At 41.4% G+C, this 19,403-nt stretch carries 15 protein-coding genes; 5 read left to right on the top strand and 10 right to left on the bottom strand.

What is annotated here, in order from left to right; translation table 11 throughout:
* Positions 1 to 6 precede the first annotated feature (6 nt).
* From VIR50_RS06490 to VIR50_RS06460, 7 genes are all read right to left on the bottom strand, one after another.
* Positions 7 to 3,357, bottom strand: coding sequence for a TonB-dependent receptor (locus VIR50_RS06490; RefSeq protein WP_331934323.1), 3,351 nt, complete (start codon positions 3,355 to 3,357; stop codon positions 7 to 9).
* 140 nt (positions 3,358 to 3,497) lie between these two features.
* On the bottom strand, positions 3,498 to 4,697 hold the full coding sequence (locus VIR50_RS06485; protein WP_331934322.1) for an ABC transporter permease: 1,200 nt from the start codon (positions 4,695 to 4,697) through the stop codon (positions 3,498 to 3,500).
* Positions 4,698 to 4,707: 10 nt separating this feature from the next.
* Positions 4,708 to 5,355, bottom strand: a complete 648-nt coding sequence (locus tag VIR50_RS06480) for an ATP-binding cassette domain-containing protein (protein ID WP_331934321.1) — start codon at positions 5,353 to 5,355, stop codon at positions 4,708 to 4,710.
* Complete coding sequence (locus tag VIR50_RS06475; RefSeq protein WP_331934320.1) at positions 5,355 to 6,713, bottom strand: DUF4836 family protein; 1,359 nt, start codon at positions 6,711 to 6,713, stop codon at positions 5,355 to 5,357. The genes VIR50_RS06480 and VIR50_RS06475 overlap by 1 nt, the downstream gene beginning before the upstream one ends.
* Complete coding sequence (locus tag VIR50_RS06470; RefSeq protein WP_331934319.1) at positions 6,710 to 7,435, bottom strand: 16S rRNA (uracil(1498)-N(3))-methyltransferase; 726 nt, start codon at positions 7,433 to 7,435, stop codon at positions 6,710 to 6,712. Before VIR50_RS06470 ends, VIR50_RS06475 begins: the two co-directional genes overlap by 4 nt.
* Entirely contained in the window at positions 7,422 to 7,973 is a 552-nt protein-coding gene (locus VIR50_RS06465) for a bifunctional nuclease domain-containing protein (protein WP_331934318.1), read from the bottom strand. Before VIR50_RS06465 ends, VIR50_RS06470 begins: the two co-directional genes overlap by 14 nt.
* The gene (locus VIR50_RS06460) at positions 7,963 to 9,198 is read right to left on the bottom strand and encodes a nucleoside permease (RefSeq protein WP_331934317.1); all 1,236 of its coding nucleotides are present in this window, start codon (positions 9,196 to 9,198) and stop codon (positions 7,963 to 7,965) included. Before VIR50_RS06460 ends, VIR50_RS06465 begins: the two co-directional genes overlap by 11 nt.
* 226 nt (positions 9,199 to 9,424) lie before the next feature.
* Between VIR50_RS06460 and VIR50_RS06455 the strand changes: the two genes are divergently transcribed.
* Positions 9,425 to 10,027 carry a DUF3256 family protein gene (locus VIR50_RS06455; RefSeq protein WP_331934316.1) on the top strand — a complete coding sequence of 201 codons (603 nt, stop codon included), beginning with the start codon at positions 9,425 to 9,427 and terminating at the stop codon, positions 10,025 to 10,027.
* Between the two features lie 332 nt (positions 10,028 to 10,359).
* Here VIR50_RS06455 and ppdK read toward each other — a convergent pair whose 3' ends face one another.
* Complete coding sequence (gene ppdK, locus VIR50_RS06450) at positions 10,360 to 13,080, bottom strand: pyruvate, phosphate dikinase (RefSeq protein WP_331934315.1); 2,721 nt, start codon at positions 13,078 to 13,080, stop codon at positions 10,360 to 10,362.
* A gap of 204 nt (positions 13,081 to 13,284) precedes the next feature.
* Between ppdK and rlmD the strand changes: the two genes are divergently transcribed.
* From rlmD to VIR50_RS06435, 3 genes are read left to right on the top strand one after another with little or no spacing between them, the layout of a single operon-like run.
* Positions 13,285 to 14,736: a 23S rRNA (uracil(1939)-C(5))-methyltransferase RlmD gene (gene rlmD / locus VIR50_RS06445; protein ID WP_331934314.1), complete on the top strand. Its 1,452-nt coding sequence runs from the start codon at positions 13,285 to 13,287 to the stop codon at positions 14,734 to 14,736.
* A 14-nt stretch (positions 14,737 to 14,750) separates the two neighbouring features.
* Positions 14,751 to 15,869 carry a porin gene (locus VIR50_RS06440; RefSeq protein WP_331934313.1) on the top strand — a complete coding sequence of 373 codons (1,119 nt, stop codon included), beginning with the start codon at positions 14,751 to 14,753 and terminating at the stop codon, positions 15,867 to 15,869.
* A 5-nt stretch (positions 15,870 to 15,874) separates the two neighbouring features.
* A complete protein-coding gene (locus VIR50_RS06435) occupies positions 15,875 to 16,096 on the top strand; it encodes a hypothetical protein (protein WP_331934312.1) in 222 nt (73 codons plus the stop codon).
* 144 nt (positions 16,097 to 16,240) lie between these two features.
* On the opposite strand, the gene VIR50_RS06430 is transcribed toward VIR50_RS06435, so the two are convergent.
* The gene (locus VIR50_RS06430) at positions 16,241 to 16,912 is read right to left on the bottom strand and encodes a YggS family pyridoxal phosphate-dependent enzyme (protein WP_331934311.1); all 672 of its coding nucleotides are present in this window, start codon (positions 16,910 to 16,912) and stop codon (positions 16,241 to 16,243) included.
* A gap of 14 nt (positions 16,913 to 16,926) precedes the next feature.
* The gene (locus tag VIR50_RS06425) at positions 16,927 to 17,433 is read right to left on the bottom strand and encodes a DUF4494 domain-containing protein (RefSeq protein WP_331934310.1); all 507 of its coding nucleotides are present in this window, start codon (positions 17,431 to 17,433) and stop codon (positions 16,927 to 16,929) included.
* A gap of 764 nt (positions 17,434 to 18,197) precedes the next feature.
* Between VIR50_RS06425 and VIR50_RS06420 the strand changes: the two genes are divergently transcribed.
* Positions 18,198 to 19,403: a pyridoxal phosphate-dependent aminotransferase gene (locus tag VIR50_RS06420; protein WP_331934309.1), complete on the top strand. Its 1,206-nt coding sequence runs from the start codon at positions 18,198 to 18,200 to the stop codon at positions 19,401 to 19,403.

Genomic DNA, 19,403 nt, shown 5'->3' with positions numbered 1-19,403 from the left:
TATAAATTAGTTAAAGATATATCTAACGCCAATAGAAGCATACCAGCATTGGCCGATAGAATAGTTAGGTAGCCATGTCTTCACGTCCTTTGTTACGGCATTGGGAGTAGAGAATACGGGATAACCTTCGGCGTCGGTGTTGGCATATTTCAAGATACGGCCCTCGTTAAGTGACGAGTTCATATACTTGGCAACACCCCAACTTGAGTTAAACAAGTTCATAAGGTTCTTCACGTCGAAGCTCAACTGAAGTGTATTCTTTTGGCCTGCAACCTTGAAATTGAAGTCGTGCTTGTAGCTGAAGTCTACACGGTGAACCCATGGTGAATAAACGCTATAGGCCTCAGCATATTCGCCCTGATGTTTCTTGAGGTAGCTGTCATTGTGAACATAGTTCATGAAGCGGTCGCGATCATCGGGAGATACAAAGCGGAACAAGTTCTTCTGTACTTCCTCATCTGTGGGAACGTAAAGCGCATCATAAGCGTAGCCATCACCATTCATGTCATTGGCCATCATGTATGAGTTGTTATAACCTCCACGCCATGTCTCGTAAATCAAGCTATAGTGGTTGCCGCTCTTGTCATGAGCAGATACAGAAGCCACGAAACGATCAGGAGTTACATACTGAGAGTTGTGCAACTTGATGTTGTTAGGACCGGCAACGGTGGGAACATAGGTAAAAGCAGACTCTGCGGCATTACCGGGAAGGCCCGTAAGTTCTTTTGATACAACGTGTGTATAGGCAGCCATCAGGTTAAGCCACTCTGTAGGACGTGCGTTCAAAGTAACGTTAGCTGTCCAACCATAGCCCTTGCTGGTATTCTCAAGAACAAAAGCCTTGGTCGTAGAACGGAAACCTGTGGGGTAAATGGGACGATTATCGGCACCATTCCAGCGGGCAAAACCCTCTGCGGGACGCATACTCCAATCAGAGATTGAGGTTTTGTTGATTGTCTTATTAAAGATTCCCTCTACCGTTACAGAGAATGGGAAAGATACCGGTATCTGATAGTCTACGGCCAAAGAAGTCTTCCATACTTGTGGCATTTTAAACTTAGGATCAATTGCGGAAATAGAAGAAGGCACGGTTCCATCCTCAGGAGAAATTGTAGAAGGATAACCCATAGAAACCAACTTGTCATAAAGAGCTTGTGTGGTAGCCTTACCCTCGGCATTCGTAACCAAGCCACCGGCAAACTGTTTCATATCGATGAAACGGTCACCATTGGCGTTTGTAGTATAAGCACCTGTATACTTCTCAAATCCTGATGTAGGAGCGCCCTTCTTGCCATCCCATACTTTCTTTGTGGCATTGAGCTGAGCCTGATATTGCACCATACCGCTATTGGTAGGCATGTTCGTGAAGAATACGAGGGGAAGACGACCGGAGAACAAGCCCGTGCCACCACGCACTTTTAAAGACTTATTACCAAAGACGTCATAGGTGAAACCAAAACGGGGACTTACGGTAATGCTGCTATTAGGCCACTTACCCGTATCGATATGACGACCGTTATAATCAAGCGCCAAAATGGCATTGTTGGTCATCAAATCGCTATTATCGAAGAAAATTCCGTCCAAACGAAGACCGTAAGTAAGTTTCAGTTTGTCTGTAGCCTGCCATTCATCCTGCGCATAGATACCGGCGGTATTGAACTGCACACGGGCTGCCGGACTCTTTTCTCCATTATAGCCGTAAGTAAGATTAACCACTTCCGGAGTTGCTCCATTCATGAAGTCGGCCATACTCTCATAACGATAATAGCCCGTTCCGTTACGCATATATTGGTTATCGGCCAATTGGTGCTCGAATTTCAGACCGGCCGTAATCTTATGATTACCTAAATAGTAGGTTGCATCGTCCTTAATATTCCAAATAGTATTGTGTACGGCGTTGTTCCAAGTGAACAATTCGTAACCCAATGACATATATTGAGAGGTAGTTTTGGTTCCGTCGAGGATGTCAATAAAAGGAAATTCGGAAGAATTAGTTGTACGAACGTCGTCCAATTTAGAATAAGTTGCAAGGAATTGGTTTGAAAGATTGTCCGTAATACGACTGTTCAAATCCAAAGAGAAAGAATGTACCAAGTTATCCATGCCATACATAGAATTGGCGAAAGACATGGCGTACATTGAGGTACGGGCAAAAGTAGAGCGTGTTCCACCATCCATTGATGAGGCGTTGGGAGCCATCCAACTGGTATTCTTGGTATAGTTGTAGCGCAATGCCAAATGGTGCATGTTATTGATGTTCCAATCTAAGCGCGCCAATACTTTATAATTGCTTTCATCAGCAGGGAAGCTGGTATAAGAACCGGTGTTATACTGATATTTCTTAGCGACGAAGTCAGAGATTGTCTGCAAATCAGAAAGCGTTGTGCGAGAGATATAATTAGTTTCATCAGCTACTCCGTCAACACTACCTCTCCAACGATTGGCAATAGTAGGAGTCTTGATCATTTCACCATTTACAAAGAAGAAGAGCTTATCTTTCAAGATAGGACCACCAAAGGTGAAGCCATAGGTTGTGCTACGATCTTTCTCACGTGCACCCTGAATTTGCTGACCATTTACCGCGTCACCACGTAAGTTCTCATTCTTGGCATAAACATAGGCACTTCCCTTGAAGGTGTTGGTACCTGACTTTGTAATCGCATTGACACCACCACCGATAAAGTTTGTCTGACGGACATCAAATGGAGAAACCACTACCTGCAACTCCTCGATTGCATCGAGTGAAATCGGGTTACCGCCACCGGGTAACTTGGAACTCAAACCGAAGTTATTGTTGAAGTTAGCGCCATCAACGGTGAAGTTAGCCGTACGACCATCGGTACCGGCAAAGCTCATTCCATTGCCTCCATAGGGAGATAAACGAGTAACGTCGGTAATACTACGGGTTACCGATGGCAAGTTTTGAATTTGCTGGTTGGTAATGTTGGTTGAAGCACCTGTCTTCTCCGCAGCGAATTTAGAGGCGGCGGCGCTAACGACTACTTCACCAAGCACTGTTGCGTCTTCTGATAATTTGGCATTTAAGTTATACACTTCACCAAGCTGCAACTGAACATTCTTAAAGATTTTAGTTTGGTGGCCCACATAACTGATGGTCACCGTGTAGGGTCCACCGGTACGCATACCTTGAATGTTAAACCGACCATCGGTGTTGGAAACGGCTTGATAGCGTGTTCCTGAAGGCTCGTGGAGCACCTGAACGGTAGCACCAATGACTTCCTCACTGGTTCCTTCAAGCGTAACCTTACCGCTCATCGAAGATGTTGTGACTTGCGCCATAAGTGATGTTGTAAAGCACAACAAAAGCGCTAATAAAAAATGCAATCTTTTTTGCATAGCTTTTAACTGAAATTTAATGAATAATTTGAGGGGATAAACCCAGTTAATTTGATTATTTTGCAAAAATACTTAAAATAACTCAAACTAACATTACATTACAGTTAAAAAAGCCATGCAAGGCGGCAAAATACAAGGAATTAGTCCTTACGGTGCCAAATTCTTAATATTTTTCGTCGTATCACTATGATATTCAACACAGAAACAAATATAAATAATATTCCTCCTAACATGATGGAAGGCAATAGGCTACTGTCGTTTATATCGGGTTGGAGTAACTGAATAACATCCATGTAATAACTTCTGACTATAAATAAAAGTATTAAGGATATAATCAAGACGAAAAAGTTAAGTCCTAATGTTAATAACTGGTACGGACGAGCAACAGCATTAGGGCTAAAACCTATTAATAATAGGTTCTCCAACTTTTCAGAATTCTTTTGTACCAACAGATAAACGCTGAGCATTAGAATATAAAAGCTCAATACGGAAATGATAAAACCTACTATCATGACCATAGACACGACTATTTTCAGGAAATAAATAGACTTCTCGGAATTGAGTTTATCATCTTCCAACTCATATCCTTTCTTGTCAAAGTATTTTGATATAGCCATGTCTGACGGATTACCAACCTCAATGATTGCTCGTGTAGGACTGAAAGTTTGACCTGAAGAAAAATAGTTATTACTCCAATCCATAAATGATTGAGGCACAAGGATGGAAGTCAGCCTATTGGAAAAGCCAATAACCTTGCCTTTAAACTTTTCCGCATGTTGATTGCCTTGGATAAACAATTGGAAATCAATCATACTAACCAAACCTTCGCTCAGTTTAGGCAGATTATGGCTTTGGGCAAATCCAAAATTATACATCGTAAGATAAGCACGAGGGAGTATAATCGGCACCTCGTGATCACCTTCTTTGAATTTCCATAATTCCTTATCTGTATCAACAAAATCATCGGGAATACTCTCAAAGAACATTTCCGTATTTGCAATACCCACCCCATTCACGCTCATGGTAGCCTGCACTTTATAAGATGTACTTGTGAAGGTCGCTATTTTCGTAACAAACTTTTGAGAAGATAACTCATCTATCTCATCATTGCTGAAAGCATTCGTTCGTCCCGATATTGTATTAGCAGTTCCTACTTTCTTGCTGACAATCAAGTAGCCTTGTTTCATAAAACTATCCTTACCGGTAAAGATAGGAAGCACATCCTGATAGAACTGATAGCCCAACAAGACTATCAGCATGCCAAATAAATTAGCGAAGATAAAGCCTCCGAATTGAGGTATGCTTATATGCTGACGCAACAATTTCCAAACTATATTCATGTAGCGATATTTATAATCTCAAGATTTTATCGTAAGATAATTCCATGTGTTTACCTATACTCGTGACAATGACGCCTGCTCCTTGCCGCCGGGATTCTTCCAACAAAAGTGCTCCCATTATTTGAGAATTACTTTCATCCAAATGGCTAATTGGCTCATCTACAAGGATAAAGTCAAAGGGTTGGACCAAAGCACGCATCATGGCCACACGTTGCTGCTGTCCGAAAGACATCAACTTAATAGGTGTGTCTATTTTATCGGCAATTCCCAACTGTTCAAACCAAGCGACTATCTCGGACTTTGACTTGAAGTTAGTGAGTTGATTCTTGATTTGAACATTCTCAAAGGATGTCAACTCCGGGAAAAGTCTAAGCTCTTGAAAAAGAAGACTGATATGTTGCTTGCGTATAAGAGTCCAATCTTGAATGCTTAATTCCTTGGTTGATCGGGAATCAAAAAAGATATTACCACTATAATCGTGGCGATAACCTTGTATATAGCTACAAAATGTACTTTTACCTTTGCCGCTATCGGCCTCTACCAAATACAGTTTTTCTTTATCAAAGGCTAGTTCCGTGTTCCATATCTCTGAACTCAAATTGCTTGTCAGGGAAGAAAATACATGTGGAACAACGGTATTAAAAATAATATGGTCCATTATTTTAATGTATATACAATCGTAGTAATATTGCCAACAATAGGTTTTAACATTTTATTTACCAAGTCGATATTGTCATTATGGATGGCCGCCAAACTTACAACGACCCCAACTTTCTTACCCCGCAATTGAGTTTGAACTTCGGATGAAAGAGGACTTGAGCTTTTTTGAATTGATGATTTTGCTAAGGCGGCAGTACTTCCACTAAAGAATAAGTTTGAGGGCGTTATGCCAAAATAATATGAAAGTTCATTGCCGGTATAATAAAAAGAACGTGATTCCCAATCAAGGATTTTTCCTCCTGCGGGACATGACTTCTTCCAATATGCCACATCCTCAATCCACTTATGGTGAGCAGTCTGAGCTGAGAGCGACAGTTGCAGCTTGTCATCTGAATAACTCGGCATGATGATAGCCATATCACCATCAAAACTTTTGATGATATTATCCATGTCTATGGCTGAATTTATGCCTAATAACAATCCTGCCAAAGATTTATTGTCATGCAGATGATGAATAAACTTATTTCCATCAACATTCATGAATAGACCTAATAAATCCTTATTAGACATGTTCCCGAGGAAAGTATCGGCTATAGGCCTATACTCCTTATATGCTTCCTTTAAAGAATGATTAATCGATTTATTGAAAGAGAACGTTTCTCCATCGATTTTCAGCACACCATTTTCTACTTTAATATTAGCTGCTACCAATATTTGCGACGCGTCCGCGTCCTTTGGTGCGCCAAGGGTGAATGGCGCAATGAATTTGTCGGGCAATGCTTGCATTTGCGTAACCATCGCCATAGGACTATCAATACTATCTAACTTGGTAAATAACTTACTGCTTCCAATACCTTGTTCGTCATCCTGCTTTAAATAGTTCGCCATATTTTGTCGGAGAATGGATTGGCCGGAAGCAGGGGTTGGCCCCATCACAAGAAAGCTTTGATCATTGAAGCCTATCATCCAAGAATCATTTAAAACAGCAAAATGCACTCCTCTATACTCTTGTAATGGCGATATTTTATTGGATTTATCCTCTTCTAAGAAAGAAACAACATCGCTCTTGCTTCTAATTTTTGCACACAAACCAAGATTCCCATCCTGCGATTCAAACATATAGATTTTTTCGGAAAAGTCTAATCCACTTTTACGAATGTCTTTTCCGGAAAACATTTCCAATAATGCAATATCCCCGTCCTTATTTAAAGATTTTGCATCAATAGATACCAAAGCAATACTTTCACTTGGAATGGCATTGGTATAACTTGCATCGTGGCAGGAAAGTAATAGTATAGAACAGATACAAACTAAGAATAAGAAGCGCAAGTTATAACGTAATTCTTTGGTTTTCATATTAGTTGTTTCTTTAAATGGGCCATCATCACAGCATAAAGCCCGGCAGTTTCTGTACGCAATCTGCTACGTCCCAACGATATAGACTGGAATCCATTCGCCATCGCCGCATGCACTTCATCTATTGAAAAATCACCTTCAGGGCCTATCAATATCGTAATGTCTTCATCTTGTGACATGTTTTCTAACTCTGAAAACAAATCAGTCTTCGAGATTTCTTCATAACAATGAGCTATAAACTTACGACCGGGTAATGGAGAAGTTATAAATTCGTTGAATGTGATTAAGCTATTTACTTGAGGAACAAAAGGCTTACGACTTTGTTTTACAGCTGAAAGAACAACCTTTTCGATTCTATCTTCACGAATAACAGTGCGCTCTGAATTGGTACAACGCAAAAAAGAGAGTTGATCAAAGCCTATCTCCGTAGCTTTCTCTGCCATCCATTCTATTCTATCAATATGCTTTGTCGGCGCAATACCTAAGTGTATATTGCCACTCCACTCTTTAGGCTGAACCAGCTTTTCAACTATATGGTAGAAACAATGTTTGTTTGATACCGTGTCAATTTGGGCTTTAAAGAAATATCCTTTACCATCAATTAAAAAAATATCATCGCCTTCCTGCAAACGTAAAACCTTAACTGCATGTGTTACTTCTTCTGCCGGCAACTCTGTTTTACTCTCTGCATCAGGCGCATAAAAAAATCTAACTTCTTTCATTTTTCCTTGAATTTAATTCATCACGAAGCTGAGAGGCCAATTCATAGTTCTCATCTTCTATGGCTTTTTTCAAAGAACGCTGAATCATCTTGGAGCTTAAAGAATTGATGGGTAGTGCCATTGAATGGGACATAGCCTTGTAAGGAACACTTTGAAAATTCATAAGATGTTCGTCTATTAATATATCTTGCTTAGAGATGATTGAGAGCAAGACTGCGTCTGCAGCACGCAATGAGAATGACTTGCCCAAAGCTACATTTCGTAATTCGGCTTTATATTCTCCATTATCCACGGAAGTAATATGTATTTCAAACTCACCATATTTCAAATTCTTAATATATGAAAGCATAACTTCTTGCAGAAAAGACTGTGTATCTATATCTTGCTCTACACTTCTCAACTGAATTTGGTCAACCATAAACTTGTCACATATTATATTCAATTGACGCTGCTCGAATTCATCGAGCAGCGTTATTAATCCGACATCGCTAATTCCAACGACTTCGGAGATAGACTTGTAATGTAATTTAATTTTCATTTGTAACTTTTTTCGGGCGGAACATCACGCCAAAACTCACGCATACCAATAATGCGTAGGCTGCAAATATAAACCAGCAAGCCTGCCAATTGGTTACACCATTAACAGTTTGCTCATTCACAATGGCCTGTGCGGACAATGTTCCGACTGTAGCACCAATACCATTTGTCATCAGCATGAAAAGTCCTTGAGCACTTGAGCGAAGCGCAGGGTCAGTAGATTGGTCTACAAACAGAGATCCTGATATATTGAAAAAGTCAAATGCTACGCCATAAACAAGCATAGAAAGGACAAACATCCATACTCCGGGCCCCGGATTACCTATGCCGAACAAGCCAAAACGCAGTACCCAAGCAAACATTGCTATCAACATAACATTCTTAATGCCAAAACGTTTCATAAAGAAGGGTATAAGCAATATACAACAAGTTTCACTTATTTGAGATAAAGAGATAAGTATATTGGCATGTTGCACTCCAAACGTATTGGCATATTCAGGGATTGCTTTAAATGAAGTAATAAAAGGATTGGCAAAACCATTGGTTATCTGCAAACTGACACCAAGCAACATTGAGAATATAAAGAAGATTGCCATTTTCTTCTGGCGGAACAATGTAAATGCCCTAAGCCCGAAAGCGTCAACCAAACTCGTAGACTTGGCTTCATTGTTTGTTTCGCAGTGAGGTAATGTAAATGAATAAAAGAAAAGCAACATGCTTACGACTCCTGAAGCATAGAATTGATTTTGATTGGGCTGAAAGCCTAATAAATCAACGAGCCACATCATACATATAAAGCCTATCGTTCCAAAAACACGAATCGGGGGGAACGCTTTAACCGTATCCATCCCTGCTTGTGCCAAACCCGAATAAGCCACAGAATTACTCAAAGCCAAAGTAGGCATATAGAAAGCCACACTCAATGTATATAAAGGGAATATGTAATTAACATTTCCTATCTGTCCGGAATAAGCGGCTCCGAACATACATAAGGCTGCCAAAAGATGACACATACCCAACAAGCGTTGAGCCGGAATCCATCTGTCAGCCACAATACCCATCAGAGCCGGCATGAAAATGGAAACTACACCTTGAATAGCATAAAACCAACCTATTTGTGACGCCATTCCTATATTCACCAAATAAGTACCCATCGAAGTTAAGTATGCGCCCCAAGCTGCAAACTCCAAAAAATTCATGATGGCTAAACGAACTTTCAAATTCATTGCTATTAAATTTAGATTATTGGATGCAAAATTAATATAATAATCATACTATGCAAAATAAAAGGCCTATTTTATACCTTATAATATAAAGGAGAGCCCTATTTTCTCCCCAAATCAGAATACTAATATGCTTCTTTGCAATTGTCTACAAAAGTCGTAAAAGAATATTTTTGACAGTTATCGAAAAAATACTTACATTTGCATTATAATATAAATAATTTGATTTATGAATAGACTTCTGTCACTCTTAATACTTGCCTTGTTTACAACAGCTCCTTGTGTATCTGCTAATATGAAGGATATTTGGTTGTCAATGCCCGACTCTATAATCCCCTATCTCGATAAGAACTTACGACTTCAATTTCTTGATTATGAAAGTCTGCATGTAAACACTACGGTCACTAACAAGCTCCATGGCGAGAGTAAGCTGGACACGCTAACCTCTGATTTTATCCGCGTACAGCTATCACAAAGTTCTTCTATCGAAATAAAACGACTACCTTATGCGGCAGGTGACAGTATTCTATGTGTAATAAAGACATACGGGACAGACATGAAAGAAAGTCAAATAGCCTTTTACAAACAGCAATGGGATACGTTGCCTATCCGAACAGACTTTCTACACAGCCATTCAGCCACATCCAATAATAGTCATACGTATGCAAATCATGCCCCGATTCCACAAGAAGCTACAATGATATGGCTTTCATTGGACGTAAGTAGCGAAAACCTGACTATCTATCAAACAGATCCTATAGGGAAAGAAAAGGCTGACAACTCCACAAAACAACAAAGGATTGTTAAATGGAATCTCAAAACTTTTAATTAATGTTTAATACTTTCATTAAACACCCACAAAGCTTTGCGTATTCAAATTTAATTAATAACTTTGTGACGTGTTTTTCATGGTATTAGATTATTAAGGTTAATAAAGATTGGTTGTCGTGAGACAATCAATTTTTTTATATCCCTATCCCTCCTATTTTTCTTTACTTATAACCAAAGAAAAACATTCACAATCCCTTTTAGTTTGCACGTGATTTAGTCGAGAAGTTGTTTTAACACCTTCACAGCTACTTTATCATTATTTTGTTTTGCACCAAAAGAAAAGAGGCAAGACTTTATAAGTCTCACCCCTTTGTTCTATTATAATCTGCTAAATTATTTTTCTACAGCTTCCTGAGCAGCTGCCAAACGAGCGATTGGCACACGGAAAGGAGAACATGAAGCATAGTTCATACCCAACTTCGCACAGAATTTAACAGAGCTGGGCTCGCCACCATGCTCACCACAGATACCGGTGCGTATATTAGGACGAACGTTATGTCCCTTTTCTACAGCCATCTTGATAAGCTGGCCAACACCTTCCTGATCAAGAACTTGGAACGGATCCACCTTCAAAATCTTCTTATCCAAATAAGCCGGCAAGAAAGAAGCGATGTCATCACGTGAATAACCAAATGTCATCTGTGTCAAGTCATTGGTTCCAAAAGAGAAATATTGAGCTTCCGAAGCTATCAAATCCGCGGTCAACGCTGCTCTTGGAATTTCAATCATTGTACCAATTTCAAACTCGAGCTTAAAGCCATATTCATCAAATGTTCTTCTAGCACTCTTCAAGATAACAGCCTTTTGCTGGCGGAACTCTGCTACAGTACCGATAAGAGGTACCATGATTTCCGGTTTAGGATTCTTGCCTTCCTTCTTCAATTCACAAGCTGCGCTGATAATAGCTCTTGTCTGCATTGCTGTAATCTCGGGGAAAGTGATACCCAAGCGGCAACCACGATGACCCAACATAGGATTGTTCTCAGCCAAAGAGGCTACACGGCGCTGAATTGTCGCTAAATCTACGCCCATTTCGTCAGCCATCACTTGTTGTCCGGCCAAATCATGAGGAACAAATTCATGCAAAGGAGGATCGAGTAAGCGGATATTTACCGGCAGACCGTCCATAGCTTCCAAGATACCCTTGAAGTCTGCTTTCTGATAAGGCAAGAGTTTATTTAGCGCTTTCTCCCGTCCTTCCGGCGTATCGGAGAGAATCATCTCACGCATGGCGATAATCTTCTTATCGTCAAAGAACATGTGCTCTGTTCGTGTCAAACCAATACCTTTGGCACCAAATGCCCTTGCAACCCTTGCATCATGAGGAGTATCTGCGTTTGTACGAACTTGCAGCTTCGTATATTTATCGCAAAGATCCATCAATTCCTTGAAGTCGCCGCTCAACTCAGCAGCCTTAGTTGGAACTTCACCCGAATAAACCTGACCTGTAGAACCATTCAAAGAAATATAGTCACCTTCTTTATATAAGTGGCCATCAATCTCTACAGTTTTTTCCTTATAATTTACATTGATCGCACCTGCACCTGATACACAGCACTTACCCATACCACGGGCAACAACAGCTGCGTGAGACGTCATACCACCTCGTGCTGTCAAAATGCCTTCAGCGGCAGACATACCGGCCAAATCCTCGGGAGAAGTCTCGATTCTTACCAAGATAACCTTATGACCGTCAGCATGCCAATCCTGCGCATCATCAGCGTGGAATACAATCTGACCACTCGCTGCACCGGGCGAAGCAGGAAGTCCCTGTGTTATCACATGTGCCTTCTGCAATTCTAATTTGTCAAATACCGGGTGGAGAAGCTCATCAAGTTTGTTGGGTTCGCAGCGTTGGATGGCAGTTTTCTCATCTATCATGCCTTCATGCAGAAGGTCAATGGCTATTTTAACCATTGCGGAGCCGGTACGTTTGCCATTACGAGTTTGCAGAAACCAAAGTTTTCCTTCCTGAACGGTAAATTCCATATCCTGCATATCATGGTAATGGTGCTCAAGTTTATCTTGAATATCATTCAACTGCGCAAAAATTTCAGGCATAGCCTCTTCCATTGAAGGATATTTACTTACACGCTCTTCCTCCGGAATACCGGCTCTCTCGGCCCATCTTACCGAACCGACTTTCGTAATCTGCTGTGGCGTACGAGTACCGGCAACAACGTCCTCACCTTGAGCGTTTACAAGATATTCACCATTAAAGAGGTTTTCTCCATTACCGGCGTCACGGCTGAAGCATACTCCGGTCGCCGAAGTCTCACCCATGTTACCGAACACCATTGCCATTACGGATACAGCTGTACCCCATTCATCGGGTATGCCTTCCATCTTTCTATAAAGAATGGCACGGTCGTTCATCCAGCTACGGAATACCGCGCAGATAGCTCCCCACAACTGCTCGATAGGATCATTAGGGAAGTCTTTACCTGTACGCTCCTTGATGGCTTCCTTAAACAGACGAACCAGTTTCTTCAATTCATCTACGCTAAGGTCCTTGTCAAGTTTAATACCACGCTCTGCTTTTACTGTCTCAATGATTTCTTCAAAAGGATCAATGTCTTCCTTGTTTTCGGGCTTCATTTCCAAAACCACATCACCATACATTTGAACAAAACGGCGATATGAATCATAAACGAAATGAGGATTATTGGTCTTTGCAACCATACCTTCAGCCACTTCGTCATTAAGACCCAAGTTCAAGATTGTATCCATCATACCGGGCATAGAAGCACGTGCACCCGAACGAACACTTACCAAAAGCGGATTGGTTGTATCACCAAACTTAGAATTCATCAAGGTTTCAATGTGCGCAACAGCGGCATTTACCTCATCTTGAAGAACACTGATAATTTTTTCTTGACCAATTTTGTAATATTCATTACAGCAGTCTGTAGTGATAGTAAAGCCGGGGGGAACAGGCACTCCTATTAAATTCATTTCAGCCAGATTGGCACCTTTGCCACCTAACTGCTCACGCATCTGCGCATTACCTTCAGCTTTTCCATTGCCAAAGGTGTATACCCTTTTTTCTGTCATAATAGATTTTAATCGTATATATTACTCAACTTTTTATGATGCAAATATATATGTTTTCCCACAGATAGGCAAACTTTTAATTCAAAAATTGCAAAGTCGAGATTACATTTACCTATGTTTGCGTACACAGAATTAAAAAGTTAGGGCCAAAAACTAAGCTATTAGCGTATTTTTCGTATTTTTGTACATAAATTTTATTTATCTATGACACGAAAAAAGAAGCCCCTTCCTATTTTTGAAGATATAGTAATCACTGATATTGCAGCCGAAGGCAAGTCACTCGCACGAGTTAATGACATGGTTGTTTTTGTACCTTATACCGTTCCCGGCGATATTGTTGATTTACAAGTCGTCAAGAAGAAACATCACTATTGCGAGGCTACGGTCCTTCAGTACAAGAAGTTAAGCGACACTCGAGCCACTCCTCCCTGCCAACACTTCGGCGTATGCGGTGGCTGTGCTTGGCAAATATTACCTTATGAGGAACAGCTTAAAGCCAAAGAAAAGCAAGTTGAAGACCAGCTTACACGAATAGCCAAAGTCCAACTACCTCCTATCAGTCCCATCATGGGATCGGTTAAGCAATATGAATATAGGAATAAAATAGAATTTGGGTGCAGTAACAAACGCTGGTTCACACGTGAGGAACTAGGAGACATGCCCCCAAAAAGCGATGAAGGTGCGCATTTTCGTGATGACATAAAGGCAAATAATGCCATCGGTTTTCACATTAAAGGCGCCTTTGACAAGATTTATCCCATCAGCAAATGCCACCTTATGGACAATTTGCACAATGATATAAGAAACTTTATTTTTGAAACGGCCAACCAAATGGGTATGACCTTTTATGATATTAGGGAGCAACATGGACTGCTCCGTGATATTATGATAAGGAACAGCAACACCACTGAATGGATGGTTTTGGTGCAATTCCACTATGACAAACCCGAAGACGAGCAGCAGAGTCTTGAATTGATGCAACGGGTGGCCGACCGTTTCCCTCAAATTACATCGCTTCTGTACGTTAATAATCAAAAAGGTAACGACACCTTTAATGATTTAGAAATCCAAACCTATAGAGGCAAAGACTTCATCTATGAAAAGATGGAAGGTCTTAGCTTCAAAGTAGGCGTCAAGAGCTTCTACCAAACCAACACCGAACAAGCCTATCAATTATACAGCGTAGCCCGAGATTTTGCGGGACTTACCGGTAATGAGCTTGTCTATGACCTCTACACCGGTACCGGAACCATTGCTAATTTTGTGGCGAAGGGCGCTAAGCAGGTTATCGGAATTGAGTATGTGGAAGACGCTATAGAAGATGCAAAGGTGAACAGCCGGATAAATGGAATCTCCAACACACTCTTCTATGCCGGCGACATGAAAGACATTCTTACCGATGACTTCATCGCTGAGCATGGCAGACCCGAAGTCATTATCACCGATCCTCCCCGTGCCGGCATGCACCCTGACGTTGTCAAGGTCATACTTAACGCCGCTCCACGCCGAATTGTGTACGTAAGCTGCAACCCTGCCACGCAAGCTCGTGACTTGGCACTGCTCGATGAGAAATACAATGTCATCAAAGTACAACCCGTAGATATGTTCCCCCATACGCCACATGTGGAAAACGTCGTGTTATTGGAACAAAAATAATCAAAATATAAACTATGAAAAAAGGTATTTTAATAGCCTTGATTGCCGTATCATTGACAACTGAGGCACAAGAAAAACAAAACTCTTGGTTTAACAACATCAAGCTTTCAGGCTACGGTATGACCCAATATCAATACAGCAGTCAGGAAAACGCTAAGTCAAACACCTTCAACCTGCGTATGTTACGCTTGTCACTAGAAGGCAGAATCAAAGAAGATTTCTATTGGAAAGCCCAAGTACAGCTCAATGGAAACACATCGACATTGGGAAGCAGCCCACGTGTTGTCGACTTGTTTGCCGAGTGGCAACGCTACACTGCCATCAGAGTTAAGATTGGTCAGTTCAAACGTCCTTTCTCATTTGAGAATCCTCTCCACCCTATTACCCAAGGTTTTATGAGCTATTCTCAAAATGTTCAGAAGTTGGCAGGATTCAGTGACCGCACGGGAGCTCACCCGAGCAACGGTCGTGACATAGGTGTTCAATTACAAGGCGATATTCTTCCCAATGCCTCGGGCCGCAACTTGCTCCATTATCAGGTAGGTGTTTTCAACGGGCAAGGTATCAACACGAAAGACGTAGACCAACGTAAGGATATTATCGGCGGCGTTTGGGTCATGCCAATAAAAGGTCTCCGCCTTGGTATGTTTGGCTGGGAAGGCTCCATTGCCCGCAAGGGAAAATGGAAAGAAGCTGATGGAACGGATCATTCCGGCGTACGTTCCCTTCCCCAGCACCGATATGCTATTAGTGGAGAATATATTACCAACGATTGGACTTTCCGTTCTGAATACATCCATTCTACCGGTAAGATGTTTTCAACTACCATCACCAACACCAACGATGATAACAGCAAGAACTGTGCACTCAGTGCTACGCGTGAAAAAGCTGATGGCTATTACGCCGTTGTAATTGCTCCAATCATTCAGAAGAAATTACATGTCAAAGCCCGCTACGACATTTACCGCCCCACAGCCGAGTGGTCAACGTCAAAGACTTTCTATGAAGTGGGCGCGGATTATGTGTTCCATCCCAATTTCCTGATTAACGTAGAATACGCCCGTGTCAACGATAGGTCGCTCGCAAAGCCCGACTATAACATGATTGATGTTGAAGTAGACTTTAAATTCTAAGGCTTATGAACAGTGAACATCATACACATCACCACCACCGCCATCATCATCACATGTCTGAAGAAGAGAGGCAGAAACAGTGGGGATTGTCCTTGCGCCACCGCCGTAAAGTCATCAGCAACATTTTCTTCGCTATTTTATGCCTTATAGCAATAGCGGTCTTATGCTATGCTTTCTATATTTATAAGGTGGAACCGAGTGACACACAGCAATTCATAGCTGTTTAGATAGAAACTAATTATAAAACTATACAAATGGCCCTTTTACTGCTTGAGAATCAACACCTCGGCAAGTAAAAGGGCCTATTCTTTACTTTTATAAGTATCTTTTTAAAGACCATGGGGCGTCAGCAGCGCCATGAGGGAACGGTATTAATAAACCCGCTCCCCAAAAATAGACGTTCCCACTCTTACAATGGTAGAACCGTGAGCAAGCGCAACCTTATAATCATGGCTCATACCCCACGACCTTTCACAAAAAAAATCTGCGTCAGCAAAGTATTGTTGCTTCACTTCTTCGAAGAAAGAGTCGGCCGCTGCAAACTCAGCGCCTACCTGCTCATCGTCATCCACATAGGAAGCTATCGTCATCAAACCGCAAATAGAAACATGCTCCAATGACCTCCAGCTTCCCTCTTTCAAAAGTTCCCGACAAGCTTCCATGGTCAGTCCGGACTTTGTTTCCTCACGAGCCACTTTCACTTCCAGCAACACCTTGATGATCTTATCACACTTTGCGGCCTGCCTGTCAATCTCTTGCAGAAGTTTCAAACTATCCACCGACTCAATCATAGATATATAAGGTACAATGTATTTCACCTTATTGGTCTGTAAATGACCGATGAAATGCCATTCAATATCCTTGGGAAGTGCCTCTACTTTTTGGCGCAATTCCTGCTCACGGCTTTCCCCAAAGACTCTTTGCCCTACTTCGTAAGCCGCTTGTATATAAGCTGTCGGATGAAACTTGCTGACAGCCACCAGTTTGGTTCCTTGAGGAATATCCCGTAAAACCCGCGAAAGATTGGAAGCTATGTCTATCATTGTTTCTTTAAATATTAACCTTGTTGCTCAGCTTCCTCGTACTCGGGAACGTCATTTTTCTCCTTTTTCTGAGCAGCCGACTTATGTTCAAACACGTCCATGACCTGTGTTTCCTGAATGGCACTGATAACATAATCAATCATGGTGCCACCCATTACCTCGTCAATATGCTTTACCGCAACGGGCAAGCTACCGGCCTGCACCAAATAAGTGACGGTTGACCGCTTTTCTTTCTCCGTTTTTTCGTCTATAGTAATAAACTGCAGTTTGGCCTTATACCATTTATCATCGGTGTCAGCGTCGCTAAAGAAGATTTCACCATAGCCGGCCATCTTGATGTCACGCACCTTGAAATCGCCCGAAATATAGACCGACATTTCCTCTATAATCGCGTTCTCGGCCTCTGTAAAGCTCAAAGCGTCAACCACATATTGCTCGGTGACCATCTTTTGAGAGCCATCTTCCATCATCTTCTCATAGCGAATCTTGGTTTCAAACCAAGAACTTGTTCTACTTCTCATTTATATTTGTCTTAATTGTTTATTTATATCGCAAAATTACCAATTATATTTTAAACGCAAAAATAATCCCCATCGGAATTCATATTTTTAAAAACAAATGATCGCATCCCTACTGTCCGTCCTTCCACACCATGATGTTCATGCCCTCATCAATAAAAAGACAAACTACAAATTCTGATTTACAGTTTTTATTTCCATCCTGAAATAACTGCAAATTTGTCAAAAAATATATCCGAAAAAAGTGTTCATGAAATGTGAGCATTTAGAAAATGACTTCCTGCTTTTGGTCGTTTCCCCAAACAATATGTTATTCAAAATCCAATGAAAGTGACGCTTTCTACATGTCAAAGAGCCACTTTCAACGCCTCTTATTGGCCTTACGACGCCACTAAAAAGCTACTTTCGGGAGCTGAAAACATAGCTATGGACTATAAACAAATGTCCTATCCATTTAACAAAATAAGTTATTATATTGATTATCATTTATTTATAAACAATTCAAAAAGTAGGCTTTTTCTGGTACGGATTGTTTTTATTTTCAAATAACGCAACCATCAGAAGACTTTTGTAAAATGTTTTCAGCATATTACTCTCACACTCCTATCTTTCACCAATTAACCTATGTAAGAATGGCGAAAAGCCCATTGTTTTTCCACACGAAATCAATAATCACGGGGATTTGCGTTAAAACTTTCCCATTCATGCGATTAATACAGCGATTTTTACTACTTTTGCGAGGAAAGAAACAATAAGATTATAAGACAATGCCCGAAATATCAGTACGTGGTATAGAGATGCCTGAGTCCCCAATCAGAAAGTTAGCGCCACTGGCTGTGGACGCTAAGAAACAAGGTCTCAAAGTTTATCATCTTAACATAGGCCAACCTGACCTTCCCACTCCCCAATGCGGATTGGATGCGCTCAAGAATATAGACCGATCGGTATTGGAATATTCGCCAAGCCAAGGCTATCTGAGCTACCGTCAAAAATTAGTAGATTATTATAAAAAATACGACATTCACGTGACAGCCGATGACATCATTATCACCGCGGGTGGTAGTGAGGCCGTGCTGTTTGCCTTCATGAGTTGCTTGAATCCCGGCGATGAAATTATCGTTCCCGAACCGGCTTATGCCAACTACATGGCTTTTGCCATCAGTGCGGGGGCAAAGATCAAGACCATTGCCACGACCATAGACGAAGGTTTCTCACTGCCTAAGGTAGAAAAGTTTGAAGAGCTCATCAATGAACGTACACGGGCTATCATGATATGTAACCCCAACAACCCCACTGGCTACCTTTATACCCGCCGGGAGATGAACCAAATAAAGGATCTTGTTAAGAAATACGACCTTTATTTGTTCTCCGACGAGGTTTATCGGGAGTATATCTATACGGGAAGCCCTTACATCTCGGCCTGCCACTTGGAAGGAATAGAGCAAAATGTAGTACTGATCGACTCTGTATCAAAAAGATATTCCGAGTGCGGAATAAGGATTGGCGCCCTCATAACTAAGAATGAACAAATCAGAAAGGCCGTGATGAAGTTCTGTCAAGCCCGCCTTTCACCTCCTCTTATCGGTCAGATTGTGGCTGAAGCGTCGCTCAATGCGCCCGAAGAATACTATCGTGACGTATATGACGAGTATGTAGAACGCAGAAAATGTCTCATAGACGGACTGAACAGAATACACGGTGTCTACTCTCCTATCCCCATGGGAGCCTTTTACACGGTAGCGAAATTGCCGGTAGACGACGCCGAGGAGTTTTGCAAATGGTGTCTGACCAGCTTCAGCTATGAAGGTGAAACCGTGATGATGGCCCCAGCCTCAGGCTTCTACACTACACCCGGCGCCGGTCGTAATCAGGTGCGCATCGCCTATGTGTTGAAAAAAGAAGATTTGGAACGGGCATTGATTGTTTTAAGAAAAGCCCTTGAAGCCTATCCCGGTCGTGTTGACGAAGATTAA

The organism is Prevotella sp. (assembly GCF_036570325.1).
Classification (GTDB): domain Bacteria; phylum Bacteroidota; class Bacteroidia; order Bacteroidales; family Bacteroidaceae; genus Prevotella.
Note: the sequence above shows the minus strand (reverse complement) of the source record. Positions and strands in the feature narration are given on the sequence as shown.